Annotated in this window: 20 protein-coding genes; 14 read left to right on the forward strand and 6 right to left on the reverse strand. The window is 53.8% G+C overall.

The annotated features are described in order from the left end of the window. The first annotated feature begins 2 nt into the window (after window positions 1–2). The 6 genes from B9Z35_RS12415 (at window position 3) to B9Z35_RS12435 (ending at window position 6,593) form a co-directional block, all read left to right on the forward strand. Window positions 3–1,928: a molybdopterin cofactor-binding domain-containing protein gene (locus B9Z35_RS12415; RefSeq protein ID WP_199219826.1), complete on the forward strand. Its 1,926-nt coding sequence runs from the start codon at window positions 3–5 to the stop codon at window positions 1,926–1,928. Beyond that, window positions 1,925–2,245: a molybdopterin cofactor-binding domain-containing protein gene (locus B9Z35_RS13055; RefSeq protein WP_233246577.1), complete on the forward strand. Its 321-nt coding sequence runs from the start codon at window positions 1,925–1,927 to the stop codon at window positions 2,243–2,245. Before B9Z35_RS12415 ends, B9Z35_RS13055 begins: the two co-directional genes overlap by 4 nt. A gap of 145 nt (window positions 2,246–2,390) precedes the next feature. After that, window positions 2,391–2,855: a (2Fe-2S)-binding protein gene (locus B9Z35_RS12420; RefSeq protein ID WP_108284017.1), complete on the forward strand. Its 465-nt coding sequence runs from the start codon at window positions 2,391–2,393 to the stop codon at window positions 2,853–2,855. Window positions 2,856–2,872: 17 nt separating this feature from the next. Further along, the gene (locus B9Z35_RS12425; protein WP_108284018.1) at window positions 2,873–5,023 is read left to right on the forward strand and encodes a xanthine dehydrogenase family protein molybdopterin-binding subunit; all 2,151 of its coding nucleotides are present in this window, start codon (window positions 2,873–2,875) and stop codon (window positions 5,021–5,023) included. Window positions 5,024–5,031: 8 nt separating this feature from the next. Further along, complete coding sequence (locus B9Z35_RS12430; RefSeq protein ID WP_108284019.1) at window positions 5,032–6,021, forward strand: XdhC family protein; 990 nt, start codon at window positions 5,032–5,034, stop codon at window positions 6,019–6,021. Beyond that, on the forward strand, window positions 6,018–6,593 hold the full coding sequence (locus tag B9Z35_RS12435; RefSeq protein WP_108284020.1) for an NTP transferase domain-containing protein: 576 nt from the start codon (window positions 6,018–6,020) through the stop codon (window positions 6,591–6,593). The genes B9Z35_RS12430 and B9Z35_RS12435 overlap by 4 nt, the downstream gene beginning before the upstream one ends. Before the next feature lie 35 nt (window positions 6,594–6,628). Here the strand turns inward: B9Z35_RS12435 and B9Z35_RS12440 are convergent, their stop codons facing one another. After that, on the reverse strand, window positions 6,629–8,461 hold the full coding sequence (locus B9Z35_RS12440) for a M14 family zinc carboxypeptidase (RefSeq protein ID WP_158268152.1): 1,833 nt from the start codon (window positions 8,459–8,461) through the stop codon (window positions 6,629–6,631). A gap of 199 nt (window positions 8,462–8,660) precedes the next feature. On the opposite strand from B9Z35_RS12440, the gene selD reads away from it, so the two are divergent. Both selD and B9Z35_RS12450 read left to right on the forward strand, forming a co-directional pair. After that, window positions 8,661–9,722, forward strand: coding sequence for a selenide, water dikinase SelD (selD, locus tag B9Z35_RS12445; protein ID WP_108284022.1), 1,062 nt, complete (start codon window positions 8,661–8,663; stop codon window positions 9,720–9,722). Window positions 9,723–9,768: 46 nt separating this feature from the next. Next, window positions 9,769–10,110, forward strand: coding sequence for a zinc ribbon domain-containing protein YjdM (locus B9Z35_RS12450; RefSeq protein ID WP_108284023.1), 342 nt, complete (start codon window positions 9,769–9,771; stop codon window positions 10,108–10,110). A gap of 13 nt (window positions 10,111–10,123) precedes the next feature. On the opposite strand, the gene arfB is transcribed toward B9Z35_RS12450, so the two are convergent. The 3 genes from arfB to B9Z35_RS12465 are packed head-to-tail and all read right to left on the reverse strand — an operon-like array spanning window position 10,124 to window position 12,462. Continuing rightward, on the reverse strand, window positions 10,124–10,513 hold the full coding sequence (arfB, locus tag B9Z35_RS12455) for an alternative ribosome rescue aminoacyl-tRNA hydrolase ArfB (protein WP_108284024.1): 390 nt from the start codon (window positions 10,511–10,513) through the stop codon (window positions 10,124–10,126). A gap of 6 nt (window positions 10,514–10,519) precedes the next feature. Beyond that, window positions 10,520–11,470: an AEC family transporter gene (locus B9Z35_RS12460; protein WP_108284025.1), complete on the reverse strand. Its 951-nt coding sequence runs from the start codon at window positions 11,468–11,470 to the stop codon at window positions 10,520–10,522. 14 nt (window positions 11,471–11,484) lie between these two features. Then, window positions 11,485–12,462 (reverse strand): tripartite tricarboxylate transporter substrate binding protein, encoded by a 978-nt coding sequence (locus B9Z35_RS12465; protein WP_233246578.1) that lies wholly within the window; start codon window positions 12,460–12,462, stop codon window positions 11,485–11,487. Window positions 12,463–12,608: 146 nt separating this feature from the next. Between B9Z35_RS12465 and B9Z35_RS12470 the strand changes: the two genes are divergently transcribed. The 6 genes from B9Z35_RS12470 to B9Z35_RS12495 all read left to right on the forward strand — a co-directional run bounded on the left by B9Z35_RS12470 (window position 12,609) and on the right by B9Z35_RS12495 (window position 20,006). After that, on the forward strand, window positions 12,609–12,959 hold the full coding sequence (locus B9Z35_RS12470; RefSeq protein ID WP_108284026.1) for an FKBP-type peptidyl-prolyl cis-trans isomerase: 351 nt from the start codon (window positions 12,609–12,611) through the stop codon (window positions 12,957–12,959). Window positions 12,960–13,174: 215 nt separating this feature from the next. Further along, window positions 13,175–13,693 (forward strand): nucleotide exchange factor GrpE, encoded by a 519-nt coding sequence (gene grpE, locus B9Z35_RS12475; RefSeq protein ID WP_233246587.1) that lies wholly within the window; start codon window positions 13,175–13,177, stop codon window positions 13,691–13,693. 70 nt (window positions 13,694–13,763) lie between these two features. Further along, window positions 13,764–15,674, forward strand: coding sequence for a molecular chaperone DnaK (dnaK, locus tag B9Z35_RS12480; RefSeq protein WP_108284027.1), 1,911 nt, complete (start codon window positions 13,764–13,766; stop codon window positions 15,672–15,674). A 105-nt stretch (window positions 15,675–15,779) separates the two neighbouring features. Beyond that, window positions 15,780–16,916 carry a molecular chaperone DnaJ gene (dnaJ, locus tag B9Z35_RS12485; protein WP_108284028.1) on the forward strand — a complete coding sequence of 379 codons (1,137 nt, stop codon included), beginning with the start codon at window positions 15,780–15,782 and terminating at the stop codon, window positions 16,914–16,916. A 44-nt stretch (window positions 16,917–16,960) separates the two neighbouring features. Then, entirely contained in the window at window positions 16,961–18,325 is a 1,365-nt protein-coding gene (locus B9Z35_RS12490) for an MBL fold metallo-hydrolase RNA specificity domain-containing protein (protein WP_108284029.1), read from the forward strand. Between the two features lie 31 nt (window positions 18,326–18,356). Next, window positions 18,357–20,006 (forward strand): phosphoethanolamine transferase, encoded by a 1,650-nt coding sequence (locus B9Z35_RS12495; protein ID WP_108284088.1) that lies wholly within the window; start codon window positions 18,357–18,359, stop codon window positions 20,004–20,006. Window positions 20,007–20,019: 13 nt separating this feature from the next. Here B9Z35_RS12495 and B9Z35_RS12500 read toward each other — a convergent pair whose 3' ends face one another. Together B9Z35_RS12500 and B9Z35_RS12505 are read right to left on the reverse strand one after the other, a co-directional pair. Then, window positions 20,020–20,487: a DUF1854 domain-containing protein gene (locus B9Z35_RS12500; protein WP_108284030.1), complete on the reverse strand. Its 468-nt coding sequence runs from the start codon at window positions 20,485–20,487 to the stop codon at window positions 20,020–20,022. Beyond that, window positions 20,484–22,769, reverse strand: a complete 2,286-nt coding sequence (locus tag B9Z35_RS12505; protein WP_108284031.1) for an ABC transporter ATP-binding protein — start codon at window positions 22,767–22,769, stop codon at window positions 20,484–20,486. The genes B9Z35_RS12500 and B9Z35_RS12505 overlap by 4 nt, the downstream gene beginning before the upstream one ends. Window positions 22,770–22,914: the final 145 nt, after the last annotated feature.

Raw genomic sequence — 22,914 nt, forward strand, 5'->3', positions numbered from 1 at the left:
TCATGTTTGCATCCATGCCAACCAACCGCCGCACTTTTCTCAAGGCCAGTAGTTACCTATCGCTAGCTTTTGCCATTCCACTCGACAACGCGTTTTCACAGGCCACCGACTCAAAACCGCGATTACCTGGAGATTTGCAAACCAACCGCAAGCTCAGTGCATGGCTGCGCATCAACGCCAATCAAACTGTGACGCTATTGGTTGGTAAGGTTGAATTGGGTCAAGGCATATTGACTGCCGTGTCGCAAATTTGCGCTGACGAGTTAGATATAGATATCAAACGGGTCCATATTATTTCTGGCGATACCGCCTTGGTGCCTAACGAAGGGGTTACGGCTGGTTCCTTTTCTATGCCTTATTGCGCCACTGCGGTGCAGTCTGCATCTGCTGAGGTGCGCGCCATATTGCTTGGCCTAGCGACTGAAAAGCTCAATCAACCCATGACCAATTTATCGGTTCAAGACGGCAAGATCTCAAGCAACAACGGCCAGAGCATCACCTATTGGGACTTGATACTCGGCGAATCACTCGACAGAGACGCCACGGGCACTGTCAAACCCAAACCTGCCAACCAACACCAATACATTGGTCAACCCATTCATCGTCTTGACCTGACACCCAAGATATTGGGGGAATCCAAATTTCTTCAAGAATATCGACCAATCGGCATGCTTTACGGTCACTTGGTGCGACCACCTACGTATGCAGCCAAGCTTGTGGCCGTCAATCTGGCTTCTGCACAAAAAATGCCTGGAGTGGTCAAGGTGGTACGCAACGGCAGTTTTCTTGGGGTAATCGCAAAACGCGAAGAACAAGCCCTTGCCGCAGCCAACGCTTTGAATGCATCGACCAAATGGGAGGTTGAAAAAAAACTCCCTAGGCATGAAGGAATATTTGATTGGTTGCGCAAGACAAAACCCAACCGCATCATTGAGACGAAAGTGCAGCCCCGCGCCAGCACTGAAACTGCTGCCAAAACAATTGAAGCAACTTACTATCGGCCCTATCACATGCATGCATCTATCGGCACGTCAGCCGCCATCGCCACGATGGGAGCTGATGGTGTCATGCTAATCCAAACACACAGTCAGTCTGTGTTTGAAACAAGCACCGCCATCGCCAAGATGCTGGGACTAGAGCCCAGCAAAGTACGATGCCAACACATGCAAGGTGCCGGCTGCTATGGACACAACATGGCTGATGACGCAGCAGCTGATGCCGCGCTGTTGGCCATGACAGTGCCAGGTCAACCTGTGCGCTTGCAATACACACGTGAACAAGAACACAAATGGGAACCATATGGTTCAGCCATGGTCATTCAAACCAAAGCTGGCGTCGATGCCAACGGCAACGTGCTGGATTGGGATCTACAAATTTGGTCTACGCCGCACGGCACGCGTCCTGGCGGAGAGCCCGGCAATTTGCTGTCGGCGCGCTATTTAGAGAAACCATTCACACAGCCCGTACCCACCAACGGTGGCCCCCCAAATTACGCCGCTGACCGCAACGGCATTGCTTTGTATGACTTTGCAGGACACAAGGTATTGACTCATTTCATCACCGATATGCCGGTGCGTGTATCTTCCACACGCGGCTTAGGTGCGTATGCCAATGTCTTTGCCATTGAGTCCTTCATGGATGAATTGGCATTCGCTGCCAACACAGACCCACTCACCTACCGTTTACGTTATTTAAAAGATGAACGTGCTCGAGATGTCTTACAAAAGGCCGCTGAAAAGTTTGGCTGGGTCAGCTGGAAAAAAACACCAAACCGCGGACGTGGCATCGGTTTTGCCCGTTACAAAAATATCGCGGGGTATTGTGCAGTGGCCTTAGAAGTCGAAGTCAACCCTCGCAACGGTGCATCCGGGTCTTGCGCGCGGTGGCAGCCGCTGACTCAGGCCATATCGTTAACCCTGATGGCGTGAGCAATCAAATTGAAGGCGGCTTAATTCAGTCACTCAGTTGGTCTCTCAAAGAAGAAGTCAAGTTCGACGACACGCAAATTTTGTCAACCGACTGGAGCAGCTACCCAATCCTCACCTTCTCAGAGATTCCACCCGTCGATGTGGTTTTGGTCAATCGGACCGGTATGCCCTTCTTGGGCACAGGCGAGGCCTCTCAAGGGCCAACCAGCGCCGCATTGGCGAATGCGGTATTCGATGCGACAAGCGTTCGCTTTCGCAGACTTCCACTGACACCTGAACGCGTGAAGCAAGGCTTGGAGGACAAAAACAAAGCCTAAATTGTTTTCACTCTAAAAATTAGCAGGCGAGTGCTAGTAAAGACACTTATGCAAATTTTTTCATAGATGATTCCACCGACCTTTATAGTACACAAACTGCAAGTAAGCTAAAGCCAAATTTCATTTCAATTTATTGGAGACATCGATGACTGTTGACTTTTCAATCAACGGCAAAGCCGCCAAGGCCAACGCCGAAACAGACACGCCTTTGTTATGGGTGATTCGTGATGAGTTAGGCCTCACCGGAACCAAGTTTGGTTGCGGTGCGGCGTTATGCGGCGCTTGCACGGTGCACGTGGATGGACAACCGACGCGATCATGCCAAACGCCGCTCTCTAGCGTCGCTGGCAAGAAGGTCGCCACGGTTGAAAGCCTCTCCAAAGACAACAGCCACCCACTGCAAGTGGCGTGGATCAAGCACGATGTGCCTCAGTGCGGCTACTGTCAATCGGGCCAGTTGATGAGCGCTGCTGCATTGCTCGCCAAAAACAAGAACCCCAGCGACGCTGAAATTGACCAAGCTATGAGCGCCAACCTCTGCCGCTGTGGCACTTATGTCCGTGTGCGCGCTGCCGTCAAAGATGCCGCTGCCATGATGCGCAAAGCTTGAATCGCCGGAGACACACCATGACACACACACAAACATCACGTCGCTCATTCCTCAAAACATCTGCTGCCGTCACTGGCGGCTTGATGCTCGGTTTTAACCTGCCCGGCACGCCTGGCGAAGCCATGGCCGCAGGTACAGTGCACACGCCTAACGCTTGGGTGCACATTGCCGACAACAACGTCATCACCTTGCTGTCTGCTCGTTCTGAAATGGGCCAAGGTGTTTACACCTCTATGCCTATGTTGATTGCCGAAGAGCTCAACGTGGACATCAGTCAAATCAAAGTGGCTGCTGCACCTCCTGGTGAGATCTACATCAACGCATTGTTGGGCGGGCAACTCACAGGTGGGTCAACGTCTGTGCGTGAGGGCTGGCTAAAGCTGCGCGTGGCGGGTGCACAAGTTCGCGAAATGCTGATCACGGCGGCTGCGGCTCGATGGACAGTGGATCGTGATTTGGTCCGTGCCGACAAAGGCATGGTTTATGGTCCTAAGGGCTTAAAGTCCACCTATGGCGAGTTGGCCGAAGCTGCAGCACGCATGCCTGTGCCTGAGAAGCCCCCCATCAAAGACCCTAAAGATTTCAAAATCGTTGGCAAGCGCACCAAGCGCGTGGACACGCCCGCCAAAGTCAACGGCACAGCAGAGTTTGGCATTGACGTGAAATTGCCAGGCATGGTGTACGCCTCGCTGGCTCAATGCCCCGTGATTGGCGGCAAGGTCAAGAGCTTTGACGGCGCAAAAGCGAAAGCTTCTGCTGGCGTGATTGACGTGGTGCAAATCAACGACGGCGTGGCCGTGGTGGCCAGCAGCTGGTGGCAAGCTAAGAAGGCACGCGACCTGCTGAGCATTCAGTGGGACGAGGGTGCAGGCGCAGCCTTGAGCGATGCCAGCGTGATTGATGGCACACGCCAAGCTTTGAAAACTGGCAAGGTGTTGGAAATTACCAAGCCCCAAGGTGATGTGGCGGCAGCACTCAAAGGCGCGGCCAAAGTGCTGGAAGCTGAATACGTTATTCCGATGCAAGCGCACGCCCCACTGGAACCCATGAACTTCACGGCCCATGTGCAAGGCAACAAGGCTTTGCTGATTGGCCCTACCCAGTTCCAACAAGGCGCACAAGGTGCCGTGGCTGGCGCTTTGGGCTTGAAGCCTGAAGACGTCACACTGCAAACCACCTTCTTGGGCGGTGGCTTTGGTCGACGTTTGGAGCTCGACTTCATCGTGCAAGCTGCGCAAATCTCCAAGGCTGTGAACAAGCCCGTCAAATTGCTGTGGACCCGCGAAGACGACATGACGCACGACTTCTACCGTCCAGTTGGTGTGAACCAAATCAAGGCCGGTTTGGATGCATCAGGCAAGCCTGTGGCGATGCACTTCAAAGTCGCTTCTCAGTCAGTGACGCAACGCGCTTTTGGTTTACCCAAAGACACGATGGATCCTTTCATGGCCGAAGCCGCGGTGACGGGCTACAACATTGCCAACACCCAACACGACTTGGTGATTCATGACACCGGGATTCGCGTCGGCTACTGGCGTGCCGTGAGCCACAACATGAACGCCTTTGCCAACGAGAGCTTTATGGACGAGTTGGCCAAAGCCGCAGGCAAAGACCCTTACGAATACCGCATGAGCTTGCTCGCCGGTAAGCCACGCTTTGCCAATGTGCTCAAGTTGGCTGCTGACAAAGCAGGCTGGGGCAAGCCATTGGCCAAAGGCCGTGCCTTGGGTATTGCGCTGATGGAAGGCTACGACACCTACATGGCTCAAGTGGCTGAGGTGAGCCTGAACGACAGCGGCGAGGTGCAAGTGCATCGCGTGACAGTGGCGGCTGACTTGGGCCATATGGTCAACCCCGACACAGTGGAAGCCCAGTTGCAATCCAGCATCATCTTTGGCATGGGCGCGGCGCTCAAGCACCAAATCACCATGACCAATGGCCGTGTGCAAGAGACCAACTATCACAACTTCCAGCCCGTGCGTATGAACGAGGCGCCCAAGATTGACATCGTGTTGGTCAAGAGCACAGAGAAGCCCGGCGGTATCGGCGAGCCAGCCACAGCGGTGGTCGCTCCTGCTATTGCTAACGCTGTGGCTAAGCTCACAGGTAAACGTGTGCGTCGGTTGCCCATCACGGCTGAGGCGCTCAAACAAACCGCCGTCGCTTAAGGCCTGCCATGGAGAGCTTAGACCTGCGTGTGTTGGGTGACGTGCTGGCTTGGCGTCAAGCTGGGCGGCGCGTCACCTTGGTCACGGTGGTGGAAACGTGGGGCAGCGCCCCACGCCCACCCGGGGCTTTGCTCGCGGTGCGAGACGATGGCGTGGTCAGCGGTTCGGTGTCGGGTGGTTGTGTGGAAGACGACTTGATTGCCCGCATTAAAGCTGGTGAATACGACGCGCTCTCGCATCCCTCCATGGTGGCTTATGGCGTGAGCAAGGAAGAAGCCGTACGCTTTGGCTTGCCCTGTGGCGGTACCTTGCGTTTGGTGCAAGAGCCTGTCAAAGATGTGGCGTGGATTGAAGAGGTGTTGCAACGCACCTCGTCACACCAATTGGTGGCGCGCACGGTCAAGCTCTCCACCGGCGAGGTCACGCTACGCGAAGCCGCGCGCACCGATGCGTTGGTATTCGATGGCATCACGCTCACCACTTTGTTTGGCCCACGCTGGCGCTTGTTGCTGATTGGCGCAGGCCAGCTCAGCCAAGCCGTGGCGCACATGGCCAAGCTGCTGGACTTTGAAGTGCTGGTGTGTGACCCACGCGAAGAATACGCAGCCACGCTTGGACTCGAAGGAGTGACCCGAGTCATGGGCATGCCCGATGATGTGGTGCTTGAACTCAAACCCGATGCGCACACTGCCGTCGTAGCGCTAACGCACGACTCCAAACTGGATGACATGGCCTTGATGGAGGCCTTGAATTCTGACGCGTTTTATGTGGGTGCCTTAGGCTCGCGTCGCAACCAAGCCACCCGCAAGCAGCGTTTGATGGAACACTTTGACCTCAGTGCTGAGGCACTTGAGCGTTTGCATGGCCCTGTGGGTTTGGCAATTGGCGCGAAAACACCTGCTGAAATTGCGGTCTCCATCGTTGCGCAAATCATTGAAGTGAAAAATGCAGCAGCGATAGCGCCTTTATCTACAGCATCTTCCTGCGAAAAAGCTTGATCCTTTTACCAACAGTCATCGTACTCGCCGCAGGCAAAGGTGAGAGATTTATTGCTTCAGGGGCACACGAAGACAAGCTCAATGCCGACTTATGCGGCCGACGTGTGCGGGACCATGTACTCGCGGCCGTGCACGCAAGTGGTTTACCTTTTCATACAGTTGAACGCGAACATATCCAACACCTCGCGAACCCTGGCATGGCTGACAGCATTGCATGCGGCATCCAGGCAACGCTCAGCGCAAAGGGTTGGTTGATCTTGCCTGCAGACTTGCCACTGATTCAGCCACAGACTTTGCACAAAGTCGCTGAGGCTTTGGCGGCTCATTCAATCGTCGTCCCCTACTATCGAGGAAAAAAAGGCCATCCTGTTGGTTTTCAAGCGTCCTTCAAGGATGCATTGGTTCAACTCAGGGGCGACGAAGGCGCACGTTCAGTCGTCGCTGCACACACCTATCTAGCTTTAGAAGTGGAAGATCAAGGCGTTGTTTGTGACGTAGATACGCTTGAACTTTTAGAAGAAGCCCGAGCACACATGCAGAATCCACATTTTCAATTGGGTCGAACTCGATAAGTTGTGATGCGTCTGTGCCTTGCTAGCGAGCACGATCAAGGTTGAACAGCGATCAAACGGTCGGTACGGATAATGGGATATTTGTTGAACGTAGGGTCGTGGTACGGGATTTGACGAATCCAAAAATCCATACGCTGCTCTGGATCTTCTCTGAAGCGATCATCCCTGTCCATGCGGGTCTGGTATTCCTTCTTCAAATCAGGCAGCTTACGGTGCAAGCTTGCGCCATAGCCCTCACGGATTTTCTTATCCTGCCCAAACATCCATTGCGCAATTTGCAATTGGCGGTGATTAGAGATGTGATCCGTAATCTCATAGGCTGTATTAAACAGACCCCAGCGTGACAAAGAGTCTGGCGACACAGGTTCAAGCAAATGCGCAGCAAGCAACGCACGTGCTTGGCGAATCGGCACATAAATCGAGCCCTGCGCAATATCCATTTGGGTACGGAGCCAATCGCCAGTCAAGCTGGTACGAATGCGCCCCTGAAAGGTACGTGTTTCAAAGCTGATGCTGTCTTCATCGACATGCAGCTCTTCCACCGCCAAGCCCTTGATTGATTGCTGCAGGACATGGTAAGTGACACCATGCTTTTGCAAATAGGGCAACACCACCGAAGTCCACCCTACAGGAATGATGTAACCACCAAGGGGCAAATTCACAATGGCTTCATTCACAGGTTGAATGTCGCTATAGACCGGCGTATGCCAAACAACAGGTTGGTCAATGTGATACGTGATGTGCCGACCACCTACCACTGGCGCGCTTGCATGGGTGGTGTATTCATACCCCAACAGTTCGGCTTGACCCGTTGGTATATCCAAGCCCAACTCCAACATATTTTGCCAATCGAGTGCAACCACTTCACTGTGCATTTTTTCGATGTTGTCATCGGCCTGTTGGGCAACCTTTAATAAATGCTTGCCTTGTGAAGCCACCAATTCAAGGGCAGCGGACAACACATCTTTGCTGGTTTGCACGCGGTGTGCGTAGGGATCCCATGCATGGTCCTCCACCAACACCCCAATTCGATTGCGCAGCACCGCATACACATGCGAGAAACGCGGTGCATCGGCATCGCGCATGATGCCTGCGCGTGGATTTTCAAAGTCCAACAGCACAGGCGTGAAATCCAAGGGGTGGTGGCCCTTGGCTTGAATGCGTTCAATCATGTCCACAGAAAATTTGTCAGACACTTCTTGAAGCACGTCATCTGCGCCAAACATCGGGGACATGGACAACGACACATCGTGACGGAAACGAACACCGTCTGTCACATGCAAATCCAATGTCACCAAAGGGTCCCACTGCGAAATGAACTGCAGCATCGCATTCATCTCTGAGGTTTGACCGAGCATCCAGTCACGGTTGAGGTTGATGCGCTGCGCCGTCACGCGCTCGCCTTGCAGGCTTGGCCCATTTTGATTGGGACGATTGAATGGGCTCGGTCGCTCATGACCATCTACATTGAAAACAGGCACAAACAAAAATACTTGATGCTTTAGCGGATCCTTAGCAGGTGATTTCTTAAGCATGTCACGAATCAAAATCAAACCTGCATCTTTGCCATCTATTTCTCCCGCGTGCGTACCGCCGATGGCGAGCACCACGGGAATACCTGCACGCTTGGCTTGCACAGGCGTCAATGCGCCCGTGCGACTCACGGCCAAAGCCACAATTGGACGCCCCTCTGCTGTGTTGCCAATGGTCAGGCAACGCACAAATTCAGAGTATTTTTTTGCCAAGTTTTGGCATACAGCCTCGACCTCGGCATATGAACCAGTACGACGGAATTGACTACTCTCAGCCAGCAATAACTCAGCGCCATCAGACTTTGTCTGCGCGAATGCATCAAAGGTTATCGCCATCAAAGCGAGCAGGCAGTACAAAAAATTTCTTTGATTCATTAACCCAGCCATTACGGTATGCACTTCACTCTGTGTATAAGTGGATAAGTGGATAAGTCTATCCAGTCTGATTGGCCAGTTGCGCGCTTTACGTCCGCGTTACAAACTTCATGAAGTGACAAACCGTTAACATCCTGACATACAAAAGGATACTTTGGTTATGAATACACCTTCGTCAGCACCTCGTCTCACCAGCCTCTCACACGGCGGTGGCTGCGGCTGCAAGATTGCGCCGGGCGTGCTGAGCGAGATTCTCAAAAGCACCAGTGCCATGCCCATCCCGCCTCAGTTGCTGGTGGGCATTGAAACCGCAGATGATGCGGCGGTGTACCAGCTTAACGACGAGCAAGCGCTGATTGCTACGACAGACTTCTTCATGCCCATTGTGGATGACCCATTTGATTTTGGTCGTATCGCTGCCACCAACGCGATTAGCGATGTGTACGCCATGGGTGGCACGCCCATCATGGCCTTGGCTTTGGTTGGCATGCCCATCAACGTACTGTCGGCCGAGACGATTGGCAAAATTTTGGACGGTGGCCAAAGCGTTTGCCGGGAGGCAGGCATTCCCATCGCAGGCGGCCACACAATTGACTCAGTGGAACCGATTTACGGCCTAGTGGTATTGGGCCTCGTGCACCCCAAACGCATCAAACGCAATGCTGATGCACGTGTGGGCGACCGTTTGATTTTGGGCAAGCCACTGGGCGTGGGCGTGTTGTCTGCGGCGCTGAAAAAAAATGCGCTTAGCCCCGAGGGTTACGCACAAATGATTGCCAACACTACCAAGCTCAACACACCAGGCGCAGCACTGTCGGCTTTGACAGGTGTGCACGCCATGACCGACGTAACAGGCTTTGGCTTGGCAGGCCACGCGCTTGAGATGGCTCGCGGATGCCAGCTCACTGTGCAACTCAACATGAGCCAAGTACCTTTGTTGCACGGCGTACGCGAGCTCGCCCAGCAAGGCCTTCTCACAGGTGCATCGAGCCGCAACTGGTCAGCCTATGGCAACGAGATTGAAATGGCTTCCTCACTGAACGCCATCGACCAAGCACTGCTGAGCGACCCGCAAACCAGCGGTGGCTTACTGGTGGCCTGCACACCAGAAACTGTGGCTGAGGTGCTGACGGTGTTTCATCAACACGGTTTCGAACAAGCCTGTGAAGTGGGCGAAATCTCGGCGGCGGCGGCCGACGACATCAAGCTGCAAGTTCGCTGAAACCCTTCAAAACTACACTGCTCATCTTTCAAAGAAAACGAACACCATGTCCACCATTCCAGCCTGCCCCCAATGTGCCCAAGAAAATACCTATCAAGATGGTGACAACTATGTGTGCGCCGATTGCGCGCATGAGTGGCCGATGGTGGCGAGTGCCGCAGCAGATGACGAAGACGAAGCCGTAGTAAAAGACGCTAACGGCACAGTGCTCAAGGACGGAGATGCCGTGGTGCTCATCAAAGATCTCAAAGTCAAAGGCTCATCCACCACGCTGAAAATGGGCACTAAGGTCAAGAGCATTCGTTTGGTCGGTGGCGACCACGAGGTGGATTGCAAAATGGATGTGGGTAATTACATGCTCAAAGCTTGCTTCTTGCGCAAAGCCTAAAAAAGCGCCGCTTTTAAAGTACCCGACCTCGGTTCGACTTAATCGCCGAGGTCTTTTTTTTGCTGTCTAAACGGCGTAGCTTCGACGCATAAGTGGGCTTGGTAGGTTTGCGCTTCTTGGGTGGCTTAGCCACGCTTTGCACTAGATCATGCAAACGCGCAAATGCTTCGATACGGTTCATGTCTTGACTGCGATGCTCTTGCGACTTGATAACTACCACGCCCTCTTGGGTAATGCGGTGATCTGCCAAACACAGCAAGCGTTCTTTCACACCCTCGGGCAACGAAGACGCCATGACATCAAAGCGAAGATGAATGGCGCTAGACACCTTATTGACGTTTTGCCCACCCGCACCTTGCGCGCGGATGGCAGTTACCTCAACTTCGGATTCTTTGATTTGCATACACGCTTAAACGTGCCAGCCTGGCAACTCGCCCATAGCCCACAAAATAAGACTGATGCTGAAGAACGATGCCACAGTTGTCACTAACAGGGCTGCGGCACAAAAGCCTTCTTGGCCGTGTCGTTGCGCTAGCAATGGATAAATACCGAGCATGGGCATGCTAGCTAACAAGACAGCTGAAACTTTCAAGCTCGCCGGCATCGGCCCGACCACCAGCAACATCAAACCTACAGACAAAGGATGCAGCACCAGTTTGCCCACTGCGACCCAACGAACTTTTTGCCACATGCCAGCAATACGCAAACCAACCAACGAGCCGCCATTCACAAACAAAGCGATGGCCGCAGCGGAAGCTGCAAACAAATTGATGGTTTTTGATAAAACTTCGGGCAAATGCCAATTCAACAACGAGCAACCAAAGCCCAGCGCCATGGCTTGCATCAAGGGCATCTTGGCCAATCGCATCAAGCTTTGCATCACCAGCTGCTGCCACGACAAGTGCTTGCCTTCGCCACTGTCAGCAATAGCTAGCGCAAGAGGGATCGTCAATAAGTTTTCCACCAACAAGGTCAATGCAAACCCAACACCTGCAGCGGGGCCGAGGAACTGCAACAAAATTGGGTAGCCCATGTAACCACTGTTGGAAGAGCACACACCCATGGCCACCATGGCGCTCTCAGCCAATGACTTTTTTTTCATCCATCGCCAAGCTCCAAAGCCAATCGCAAAGGCACACAACGAACCTAGACCATAGGCCAAGAGGTAATCAAGATTCATCACTTCAGCAAAATTGCGTTGTGACAGCGCATTGAACAACATCGCAGGCAACGCAAAGTTCAACACGAAACGCCCCAACACTTGCCCATCCAATTTGCTGAACATGCCGCGGCGGGTGGCAGCAAAACCCAAACCAATCGATAAGAAGATGGGGCCCGTGATGGTGAGAATGTTGATCATTAGACGTGGTGTGTTTATTGTTTTTGAATGCCAGCGCGTTGAATCACATCACCCCAGCGCTTGATTTCGTTTTGCAGCCACTCTTGCGCTTGGGGCACAGTACTGGGATGAGGCTCCACATTCAACTCCAACAATTTTTGACGCACAGCTGGCGTTTGCAAAGCAGCGTTGACTTCTTTGTTCAAACGCTCCACCACGGTTTGCGGTGTTTTGGCAGGAACGCCTAAACCGTTCCACGAGGTCGACACCAAATTGGGCAAACCACCCTCTTTCGCAGTCGGCACTTGTGGCAAGGCTGAGTTGCGTTTTTGTCCTGTCACGGCCAAAGCTCGCAATGCACCGCCTTTGATTTGCGGCAACACGGGGCTGAGCACTTCGACAGCCACATCAATTTGACCACCACGCAAAGCTGTCATAACCGCAGGCGTGCCATTGAACGGAACCACTTGCGCATCCAAGCCAGCGACCGACTTGAACAACTCGGCGGTCAAATGCTGCGTGCTGCCGATGTTGATACTGCCAATATTGAGCTTGCTAGGGTTGGCCTTAGCCCAACTAAGCAACTCGGGCAGGGTTTGAAAGCGCGACTCGGCGCTGGTGACGATGGCCAAATCAAAGGTGCCCATCAAAGACACAGGCGTGAAATCTTTCACGGGGTCAAAAGGCAAATTTTTGAAAAGGCCAGCACTCACGGCGTTAGCGTTAGACATTAACAAGAGCGTGTAGCCATCGGGCTCAGCCTTGGCCACCATCTCAGCCGCCACAATGCCGCCCGCACCTGGCCGGTTATCAATCACGACCGATTGGCCTAAGCCTTCAGACATTTTTTGCGCAACGGTGCGAGCCGTCAGGTCAGCCACTCCACCCGCGCCAAAAGGAACCACGATGCGTAAAGGTTTGGTTGGGAAACCTTGCGCTTGCGCAGTCAACACACAACACGCCAGAAGGCTTAATGCAAATAACCTAGACATAAAGCATCGACGAGCTTGCATAGGACACTCCACAGAATGAATCAAAACGCCATTCTCTTCCATCGTGAAAGTCCTGAGTCAGCGATCAAGAACCGCTCCCATTGAAAGTCGCCTCTCTGGGTACACTCTAGGGTTACGTATTTATTAGACCTATTCAAGGATTTGCCATGAACACGACCCCTTCCGGACTGCAATACATCGACAACGTGGTGGGCGACGGCGCTGAAGCTGCTGCTGGCCAGCACGTGAGCGTGCACTACACCGGCTGGCTCTACAAAGACGGCGAACAAGGCGCCAAATTCGACTCCAGCCGCGACCGCAATGACCCGTTCGACTTCCCATTAGGCGCTGGCATGGTCATCAAGGGCTGGGACGAAGGCGTCCAAGGCATGAAGATTGGCGGCCAACGCACCCTCATCATCCCGCCAGAGTTGGGCTACGGCGCACGTGGCGCGGGCGGTGTGATTCCACCAAACGCAACCTTGAAGTTCGACGTCGAGTTGCTCGGCCTCGAATAAACAGGCTAAACGGCAGCTTTTAGCTGTCGAACACAAGCGGGGCGCGGCCCCGCTTTGTTTTGCCCAGTACAAATTTTTTACAAAACCCCTCTTGAAATAGGGTCGGATGGCCTCAGCTTTGCTGAATCTCCTTCACACAAGCCCTACAAAGCATGTCAGAACCTACAGAAAACTTAGATACAGCAGCCGCGCATTTGGCTTCACACATGGCGGGCATGGCCCCAGCCGCTGAAGCAACCTCAACTGCAGAACCAGCCGCTGCACTAGACCCATTGGCAGCAGCCCAAGCCGAAGTTGCAGCCCTGCAAGCCAAAGTGACCGAGTTGCAAGACCAATACATCCGTGGTCAAGCCGAAGTGCAAAACGCCCGCCGTCGCGCTGACGACGAAGTTTCTAAAGCACGCAAATTTGCGCTGGAAAGCTTTGCCGACAGCTTGCTGCCTGTGCTCGACAGCCTAGAAGCTGGCTTGGCCGTGCAAACCGCCACGCCTGAGCAAATCCGCGAAGGCGCTGAAGCCACGCTGCGTCAGCTCAAGAGCGCCATGGAGCGCAACAAGATTGTGGCCATCGACCCTGCGGCCGGTGCCAAATTTGACCCCGCACAGCACCAAGCCATTAGCGTGGTGCCAGCCGAGCAGGAAGCCAACACCGTGGTAACTGTTTTGCAAAAAGGCTATTTGATCGCCGAGCGTGTGTTGCGTCCTGCACTGGTCACTGTGGCCGCACCGAAATAAACACTTGAAATTGGCGAAGTTATCCACAACTAAGCCTTATCTGAATCTTTAAAAGTTACTGGAGTTACAAATGGGAAAAATCATCGGTATTGACTTGGGCACCACCAACTCGTGCGTGGCCATCATGGAAGGCAACACGACCAAAGTGATCGAGAACGCCGAAGGCGCTCGCACCACCCCGTCGATCATTGCGTATCAAGAAGACGGCGAAATCTTGGTCGGCGCATCTGCTAAGCGCCAAGCGGTCACCAACCCACGCAACACCTTGTACGCGGTTAAGCGTTTGATCGGTCGCAAGTTTGCGGAAAAAGAAGTTCAAAAAGACATCGACTTGATGCCCTACACCATTGCCAAAGCCGACAACGGCGACGCATGGGTGGAAGTTCGCGGCAACAAGTTAGCCCCTCCTCAAATCAGCGCTGAAATTCTGCGCAAGATGAAGAAAACTGCCGAAGACTACCTCGGCGAAGAAGTGACCGAAGCCGTCATCACGGTGCCCGCTTACTTCAACGATGCACAACGTCAAGCAACCAAAGATGCAGGCCGCATCGCTGGTTTGGACGTCAAGCGCATCATCAACGAACCCACTGCAGCTGCATTGGCCTTCGGCTTGGATAAAACCGAAAAAGGCGATCGCAAGATTGCTGTGTATGACTTGGGTGGCGGTACGTTTGACGTGTCCATCATCGAAATCGCTGACGTGGATGGCGAGAAGCAATTTGAAGTGTTGTCCACCAACGGCGACACCTTCTTGGGTGGTGAAGACTTCGACCAACGCATCATCGACTTCATCATTGCTGAGTTCAAGAAAGAATCTGGCGTTGATTTGTCCAAAGACGTGTTGGCCTTGCAGCGCCTGAAAGAAGCCGCTGAGAAAGCCAAGATCGAGTTGTCATCAGCCACATCGACTGATATCAACTTGCCTTACATCACAGCTGACGCTTCTGGTCCTAAGCACTTGAACATCAAACTCAACCGCGCCAAGTTAGAGCAACTGGTGGACGAGTTGGTCGAGCGCACCATCGCCCCTTGCCGCACCGCCATCAAAGACGCGGGCGTGTCTGTGAGCGACATCGATGACGTGATCTTGGTCGGCGGTATGAGCCGTATGCCCAAGGTGCAAGAAAAGGTCAAAGAGTTCTTCGGTCAAGAGCCACGTCGTGACGTGAACCCTGACGAAGCCGTTGCCGTGGGCGCTGCGATTCAAGGTCAAGTGCTCTCAGGTGACCGCACTGACGTGTTGTTGCTCGACGTGACACCACTGTCCTTGGGTATCGAAACCCTGGGCGGCGTGATGACCAAGATGATCGCCAAGAACACGACCATCCCAACCAAGTTTGCGCAAACCTTCTCAACAGCCGACGACAACCAACCTGCCGTGACCATCAAGGTCTACCAAGGCGAGCGCGAAATGGCGTCTGGTAACAAGAGCTTGGGCGAGTTCAACCTCGAAGGCATTGCCCCCGCAGCACGTGGCACACCTCAAATTGAAGTGTCATTTGACATTGACGCCAACGGCATCTTGCACGTGGGCGCCAAGGACAAAGCCACAGGCAAAGAAAACAAAATCACAATCAAAGCCAACTCTGGCTTGAGCGAAGACGAAATTCAACAAATGGTGAAAGACGCCGAGTTGAACGCCGCTGAAGACAAGAAGAAACTTGAAATCGTGCAATCTCGCAACCAAGCAGACGCCGCTGTTCACAGCGTGAAGAAGAGCTTGGGCGAGCACGGCGACAAGCTCGACGCTGGCGAAAAAGAAGCCATCGAAGCTGCCATCAAAGAAGTGGAAGAAGCATTGAAAGGCGAAGACAAAGCCGCCATCGATGCCAAGACCGAAGCCTTGATGACCGCCTCACAAAAGCTGGGCGAAAAAGTCTACGCGGACATGCAAGCAGCCCAAGCAGCTGCTGGCCCTGAAGCCAAACCAGCCGACGACAACGTGGTCGACGCTGAAGTGAAAGAAGTCAAAAAAGGCTAAACCCTTTTCTCATCTTCTGAGCTGACCTCGCCGCGTTTCGCCTGAAAAGGTGAACACGCGGCGAAGTCTTGATCAAGCCCCACAAAACACGGCACTGTCCACACCATGTCCAAACGCGATTTTTATGAAGTTCTCGGTCTTGCCAAAGGCGCGAGCGACGAAGAGATCAAAAAGGCTTATCGCAAACTCGCGATGAAGCACCACCCTGACCGCAACCAAGGCGACAAAGCCAAGGAAGCTGAGGCGCAATTCAAAGAGGTCAAAGAGGCCTATGAGATGCTGTCTGACCCCGAAAAGCGTGCCGCCTACGACCAGTATGGCCATGCAGGTGTCGACCCCAATATGCGCGGTGGTCCAGGTGCTGGCGGGTTTGGCGGTGCGGGTTTTGGTGAGGCCTTTGGCGACATCTTTGGCGATATCTTTGGCCAGCAACGTCGCGGCCCGGGCGGGCGGCAGGTATACCGTGGCAACGACCTCAGCTACGCCATGGAAATCACGCTCGAAGAGGCGGCCAATGGCAAGAACGCCGAAATCAAAATTCCAGGCTGGGACGAATGTGAAACCTGTGACGGCACAGGTGCCAAACCCGGCACTTCGGTCAAGACCTGTACCACTTGCCACGGCAGTGGCCAAGTGCAAATGCGCCAAGGCTTTTTCAGCGTACAGCAAACTTGCCCACATTGCAGAGGCTCAGGCAAGATCATCCCCGACCCATGCAATATGTGCCATGGCCAAGGCAAGATCAAAAAGCAAAAAACACTCGAAGTCAAAATCCCAGCTGGCATCGACGACGGCATGCGCATCCGCAGCACTGGCAACGGCGAGCCAGGCACCAACGGTGGCCCACCTGGCGACTTGTTCATCGAGATTCGCGTCAAGAAGCACGACATCTTTGAACGTGATGGCGACGACTTGCACTGCTCGGTACCCATCAGCATCACTACCGCCGCATTGGGCGGGGAAATTCGCGTGCCTACGCTCGCAGGCGAGGCGGCCATTGACATTCCAGAAGGCACCCAAAACGACAAGCAATTCCGCTTGCGTGGCAAAGGCCTTAAAGGCATTCGCTCGAGTTTCCCTGGCGACCTGTACTGCCACATCTCTGTGGAAACGCCAGTCAAGCTCACCGAGCATCAGCGCAAGCTGCTCAAAGAGCTGGATGAATCGCTGAAAAAAGGTGGCTCAAAGCACTCACCCGCCGAAGGTGGATGGGCCGAAAAACTCAAGCGCTTTTTCAACTAAAGCACTCATGAAGTTCCCCTCTTAAAACAGGGGATACTCATTGCATGAGCGTCAACATCACCTTCTTGGGCGGAACCGGTACTGTTACTGGTTCTAAATATTTGGTTCAGCACGACGGCAAGAAATTACTAGTCGATTGCGGTTTGTTTCAGGGCTACAAACAACTGCGCTTGCGCAACTGGAACCCTATGCCAGTCACCCCGACTGACATTGATGCGGTTATCTTGACGCATGCACATTTGGACCACAGCGGCTATGTGCCATTGCTTTACCGCCAAGGCTACCGTGGGCAAATTCATGCCACCCCAGCTACTTGTGATTTGTGCGCCATCTTGCTGCCAGACAGCGGACACATCCAAGAAGAAGATGCAGCCTTCTTAAACCGCCACGGCTACACCAAGCACGATCCCGCTATGCCTTTGTATGGCAAGCACGATGCGCTGCTGTCTTTGCAATTGCTCAAGCCAGAACGCGAAACCAAAACCTTCTCGCCCATTCCCGGCTGGAAAGCTACCTTCACCACAGCAGGCCACATCTTGGGCGCTGCGAGCGTGTTGATCGAAGTGGCCGGCCGACGTATTTTGTTCAGCGGCGATCTGGGTCGACCAGACGACATGATCATGAACCCGCCTGCGCCCCCACCTGATGCAGACACCGTGCTGATCGAATCCACCTACGGAAACCGCGAACATCCTCACGAAAACATCATGGCCGAGCTGGCCCCCGCCCTCAAGCGTGTGGCCGCACGCGGCGGCGTGGCCGTAGTGCCGGTGTTTGCAGTGGGACGTGCACAAGCCTTGCTGCATGCCATCGCTTTGATGAAAGAACGTGGCGAAATCCCACATGGCTTGCCCATCTTTTTGGACAGCCCAATGGCGGTTCACACCACCGATTTGTTCCAACGCCACCCAGATGCACACCGCCTAGATACAGACGCGCTCAAAGGCTTGAAACATGTGGCCACGATGATTGAGAGCACCGAAGAATCCAAAGCTTTGTCCAAACGCCACGGACCGATGGTCATCTTGGCAGCGAGCGGCATGGCCACGGGTGGACGCGTGCTGCATCATCTGGCGCATTACCTGCCAGACCACCGCAACATGGTCATCCTCACGGGATACCAAGCACCGGGCACCCGAGGCGCCACCATTGCCAGCGGCGGGGCACTGCTGCGTATGCATGGACAAGATGTGGCGGTACATGCCGAGGTGGTGCAACTTCAATCCTCATCGGCGCATGCCGATGCCACGCAGTTGATTGGCTGGTTAGGTCAAATGAAAAACAAGCCCGATCAGGTCTATGTGGTGCATGGCGAGCCCGAAGCCTCTGACGCGCTGCGACAGCGCATCGAACGCGACCTGAACTGGCGTGCCATCGTGCCCGAGCACGGCAGCACTTGGCCCACTTAATTTGACTCAAAGGCGCGAGACAATGCGCATCATGTTTTTAGATCCTCCTGTCCGCCAACCTCGCTCTTGCGTCACCTTGATCATCATGGCAAGCCTTTGGCTGGCCCTGCTGGGTAACTTGTCACTTTGGCGAAGTTTGATAGCTTTGCCTGACCTCACAGGCTGGCACGGGCTGTTTTTTGGCGCAGCATTCGCGCTCGTCATTGCATGCATTGTGGCGGCAGTGTTGTCGCTATTTGCATGGCGCTTCACCCTCAAACCTGCCATTACTCTTCTGTTACTACTGGCTGCATTTGCCACACATTACATGCTCATGTACGGCATCGTCGTCGACACGCCCATGTTGATCAACGTGTTGCAAACCGACAATAAAGAAGCACGAGATCAACTTAGCTGGCGTCTACTTATCACCGTTTTACTACTGGCTGCGCTTCCTATAGTCTGGCTATGGCGACAACCTATGACCCAACCTGGCATAGGCAAACAAGCGATACAAAACATATGCTTGCTTGGAGCGGCGCTTGCGCTGGCGTTTGGAACCACGCAACTGGTATTCCAAGATTTCTCCTCTCTCATGCGCAACTACACAGAGATGCGCTACCAGATCAATCCACTCAACAGCATCTATGCCGTGCTTGATATGACGGTGATTCCAGCCGAGCAACCTCGCGGGCCGATGCAACCACTGGGTGAAGACGCACACATCGTTCCACACGCGGGTGCCGCAACGCCACGTCCACCTTTGCTGGTTTTCGTTTTGGGCGAAACAGCGCGCAGCCATAATTTTTCCCTCAATGGTTACGAGCGCAACACCAACCCACAACTTGCCAAAGAAAACGTCACAAGCTTCACCCGTGTCAGCTCTTGCGGCACCAGTACGGCAGAGTCCTTGCCTTGCATGTTCTCCCACTTAGGACGCAATGCATTTGACAAACGCATCAGCGAATTTGAAAACCTGCTCGATGTACTGAACCATGCCGGCTATGCAGTGCTGTGGATGGACAACCAATCGGGTTGCAAGGGGCAATGTGCACGCGTGCCCTATGTGAATACGTCTGACTTGAAAATACCTGAGTACTGCGAGGGCGACGAATGTCGCGACACCGTCATGCTCGCACGCATTGAGGTAGAGCTGGCCAAACTTTCTCCAGAGCGCCGCGCACGTGGCACGGTAGTGGTCATGCATCAAATGGGCAGCCATGGCCCAGCCTATTTCAAACGCACGCCCGCAGAGTTCAAGCCCTTCACACCAGAGTGCACCGACACTTCACTCTCACAATGTGACCGCGCGCAAGTAGTGAATGCCTACGACAACACAATTGTGTTCACTGACTACTTCTTGTCGCGCGTGATTGGCTGGCTCAAGACCCAAGAAAAAACCAGTACACCCGCCATGCTGTATGTGTCAGACCATGGTGAATCATTGGGCGAGAAAAACATGTATTTGCATGGCCTGCCCTACAGCGTGGCGCCGCCTGAGCAAACGACAGTACCCATGATCACTTGGCTGTCACCCGGCTTTGAACAACTCAGCCGGGTGAGCACAAAATGCTTGCAAAACAATCGCGACAAAGCCATGTCACATGACAACTTGTTTCATTCGGTCCTGGGCTTGATGGCGGTAAAAACCACTGCATATCAGCGCGATCGTGATTTCTTCGCGACCTGCGAAGGCCGCTAAAAACCTAATCAATTTACAAGAATCGGTCGAGCAGCTTGCGGGTGTGACGGTCTAACGACGGCAAGTCGCGAATCAAAAACTGCACGCCATGCGCATCGGCCACAATGAGGCGTGTGGCGCTTAGGCGACGAATATCTTCCTCGCCTTTGAGCACTAACTGCGCAGAACCACGGTTGGTTTGCACACGCCACACACTGGGCGTGGAAAAGCTATTCACCCCGTCCAAACGCAAAATTTCGGGCATGAACTCACGGCCTTGAAGGGCTTGAGCCACGATATCTCGCTCATTCGCAGGCAAGTCGTTGAGGCTCTCCACCCAAGCCAACTCTTTGCCTTCGGCGCTCAAGATGGAAATGCACTGATCCGGCGTGGCAATTGGGAACGCACGGGCCACCAACGCACCCACGTGCTGGGTGCCATCGGCCAATGTGACCACCAATTTGCCATAGGCATCAAAGACTAAGGTAAATTCAGCGCTCATACAGACTCCTTCGTCAAAGCACGCGCCACGGCGTCTTCTGCATTTTTTGCCTGAGCTTCATATAGGCGATAGTAAGCACCTTGATGTGCCATGAGCGTGTTGTGGTCGCCCTCTTCCACCACTACGCCCTGCTCCATCACCACCAAACGATCCGCCTTATTGAGCGTCGACAAACGGTGCGCAATGGCAATCGTGGTGCGGCCTTGCACCAAGTTGTCCAACGCCTTTTGAATTTCTTGCTCGGTCTCGGTGTCCACTGATGCAGTGGCTTCGTCCAAGATCAAGATGCGTGGGTTGATCAACAACGCACGTGCGATGGAGATGCGCTGACGCTCACCACCCGAGAGGCCTTGACCGCGTTCACCCACCAAGGAGTCGTAGCCTTGCGGCAAGCGCAAGATGAATTCGTGCGCATGCGCTGCACGGGCTGCAGCCACGATTTCTTCGCGGCTCGCATCTGGCAAACCATAGGCGATGTTGTCTGCAATCGTGCCAAAAAACAAGAACGGCTCTTGCAGCACCATACCAATGTGGCTGCGGAAATCCGACAAAGCGATGTTGCGAATGTCGATGCCGTCGAGCTTGATGGAGCCTTCGCTCAAGTCGTAAAAACGGCAAATCAAGTTGACCAAAGTGCTCTTGCCTGAGCCGCTTTGTCCCACCAAGCCAATCATCTCGCCAGGGCGTATGCTCAAATTCATGCCGCGAATCACAGCACGGTTACCGTAGCGGAAACCAGCATCTTTAATTTCGATATTGCCCTGCAAAGGCACAGGCAGTTTTTGCGGATTGACCGTCTCCGGCACACTTGAAACATGGTCCAAGATTTCAAAAATACGCTTGGCACCTGCCGCCGCTTTTTGGGTGTGCGACACGATGCGGCTCATCGAATCAAGGCGTGTGTAAAAACGCCCGATATAAGCTAAAAACGCGGCCAACACACCCACCGAAATTTGGTTGTGTGACACCAAATAAATACCAAAGCCCCAAACCACCAACAAACCCACCTCGGTCATCAGCGTGACCGTGGGAGAAAACAAAGACCACACAAAGTTGATGCGGTCGTTCACAGCCAAGTTGTGCTTGTTGGCATCACGGAAACGGTTGGCTTCGCGCGTCTCTTGGGCAAAGGCTTTGACCACACGGATGCCAGGAATGGTGTCGGCCAACACATTGGTTAGCTCTGACCAAACGCGGTCAATCTTTTCGAAGCCTGTGCGCAATTTGTCGCGTACGGTGTGAATCAACCACACGATGAATGGCAATGGCAGTAAAGTGGCTGCGGCCAGCTTGGCATCGATACTGATCAAAATAGATGCCGTCATGACGATCATCAACACGTCGGTAGCAAAGTCCAACAAGTGCAGTGACAGGAACACGCAAATACGGTCAGTCTCCGCGCCAATTCGGTTCATCAAGTCACCTGTGCGGCGACCACCAAAGTATTCAAGTGACAAGCGCATCAGGTGCTCGTAAGCCGTGGTTCGCAAATCAGCGCCAATGCGCTCAGACACCAAGGCCAAGATGTAGGTTTTGAGCCAACCCAAACCCCAAGCCAGCATGGCAGCCCCCAAAAGGCCTCCCAAATACAAATAGACCAAATCGTGGTCAATGTCTTTGCCGTTTTGAAATGGGATGAGTACATCGTCCATCAGCGGCATGGTCAGGTAAGGCGGCACCAAGGTGGCAGCCGTGGAAGCCAATGTCAACAAAAAGCCAGCCAATAAGCGCCATTGGTAAGGCTTGGCAAAGCGCCACAGACGGAACAAGCCCCAGGTTGATAACGGTGCGTGTTGCTCGCGGCTACAGACGGGGCAGTCGTCGCCCGCGTTCTCAAGTTGCAATTTGCACTGCGGGCAGCGCGCCTGCACTGCTGCAGCCAATGATTTGCCGTGCGTCAAAATTTCTAGGTGGTCCGTCAACTTTTCTTGCAAACGCATGGCCGTCACGTTGTGCGTCAAGGTAAAGCGCCAGCTGGCGATGCGGCGTGTGGCATCGATCAAACTCAGGGTGCCCACGCCCGCGTGGTCGGTGTGGGTCATCTTCATGCCTGCAGCCAAAGTCCAGCTGTCCCAGACGGGGGCAGAACCGGCCTCTTGAGCACCGAAAAGCACCCTTTGGTCTGTCACAATCAGTAGCCCTAGCGAAAAATGCAATTGGGCGTTCAGGTCAACCTCTAGCCAGGCTAGAACGTTTTCATGAGCAGACAGTTGTGCAATCGCTGAAGTTCGCCAGCCCTCAGGCAGAACAACTTTGGTGGAAGCCGATAAAGAAGAATTCATTATTGGAATTTTGCTGCTTCAATCGATGCAAATCGATGGACGGCGATAAAAATAAAAAGCAGGAGCCAGGACTTTGTTAAACCCCAGCACGTTTGCAAATGATTGTATCGCCGCAGCCTCGGAGGTCGCTGTGGTGACCTTGGCT

Origin of the sequence: Limnohabitans sp. Jir61, from assembly GCF_003063545.1 — a bacterium.
Lineage (GTDB): Bacteria > Pseudomonadota > Gammaproteobacteria > Burkholderiales > Burkholderiaceae_C > Limnohabitans.

What these genes read in the sequence shown, in the direction of transcription:
- grpE (WP_233246587.1), top strand. Translation starts at nt 13,175, where the DNA reads ATGGCCCCAGCCGCTGAAGCAACCTCAACTGCAGAACCAGCCGCTGCA.
- B9Z35_RS12450 (WP_108284023.1), top strand. Translation starts at nt 9,769, where the DNA reads ATGTCCACCATTCCAGCCTGCCCCCAATGTGCCCAAGAAAATACCTAT.
- B9Z35_RS12420 (WP_108284017.1), top strand. Translation starts at nt 2,391, where the DNA reads ATGACTGTTGACTTTTCAATCAACGGCAAAGCCGCCAAGGCCAACGCC.
- B9Z35_RS12505 (WP_108284031.1), bottom strand. Translation starts at nt 22,769, where the DNA reads ATGAATTCTTCTTTATCGGCTTCCACCAAAGTTGTTCTGCCTGAGGGC.
- B9Z35_RS12495 (WP_108284088.1), top strand. Translation starts at nt 18,357, where the DNA reads ATGTTTTTAGATCCTCCTGTCCGCCAACCTCGCTCTTGCGTCACCTTG.
- B9Z35_RS12440 (WP_158268152.1), bottom strand. Translation starts at nt 8,461, where the DNA reads ATGGCGATAACCTTTGATGCATTCGCGCAGACAAAGTCTGATGGCGCT.
- B9Z35_RS12465 (WP_233246578.1), bottom strand. Translation starts at nt 12,462, where the DNA reads ATGCAAGCTCGTCGATGCTTTATGTCTAGGTTATTTGCATTAAGCCTT.
- B9Z35_RS12490 (WP_108284029.1), top strand. Translation starts at nt 16,961, where the DNA reads ATGAGCGTCAACATCACCTTCTTGGGCGGAACCGGTACTGTTACTGGT.
- B9Z35_RS12470 (WP_108284026.1), top strand. Translation starts at nt 12,609, where the DNA reads ATGAACACGACCCCTTCCGGACTGCAATACATCGACAACGTGGTGGGC.
- selD (WP_108284022.1), top strand. Translation starts at nt 8,661, where the DNA reads ATGAATACACCTTCGTCAGCACCTCGTCTCACCAGCCTCTCACACGGC.
- B9Z35_RS12425 (WP_108284018.1), top strand. Translation starts at nt 2,873, where the DNA reads ATGACACACACACAAACATCACGTCGCTCATTCCTCAAAACATCTGCT.
- B9Z35_RS12460 (WP_108284025.1), bottom strand. Translation starts at nt 11,470, where the DNA reads ATGATCAACATTCTCACCATCACGGGCCCCATCTTCTTATCGATTGGT.
- B9Z35_RS12500 (WP_108284030.1), bottom strand. Translation starts at nt 20,487, where the DNA reads ATGAGCGCTGAATTTACCTTAGTCTTTGATGCCTATGGCAAATTGGTG.
- dnaJ (WP_108284028.1), top strand. Translation starts at nt 15,780, where the DNA reads ATGTCCAAACGCGATTTTTATGAAGTTCTCGGTCTTGCCAAAGGCGCG.
- arfB (WP_108284024.1), bottom strand. Translation starts at nt 10,513, where the DNA reads ATGCAAATCAAAGAATCCGAAGTTGAGGTAACTGCCATCCGCGCGCAA.
- dnaK (WP_108284027.1), top strand. Translation starts at nt 13,764, where the DNA reads ATGGGAAAAATCATCGGTATTGACTTGGGCACCACCAACTCGTGCGTG.
- B9Z35_RS12430 (WP_108284019.1), top strand. Translation starts at nt 5,032, where the DNA reads ATGGAGAGCTTAGACCTGCGTGTGTTGGGTGACGTGCTGGCTTGGCGT.
- B9Z35_RS12415 (WP_199219826.1), top strand. Translation starts at nt 3, where the DNA reads ATGTTTGCATCCATGCCAACCAACCGCCGCACTTTTCTCAAGGCCAGT.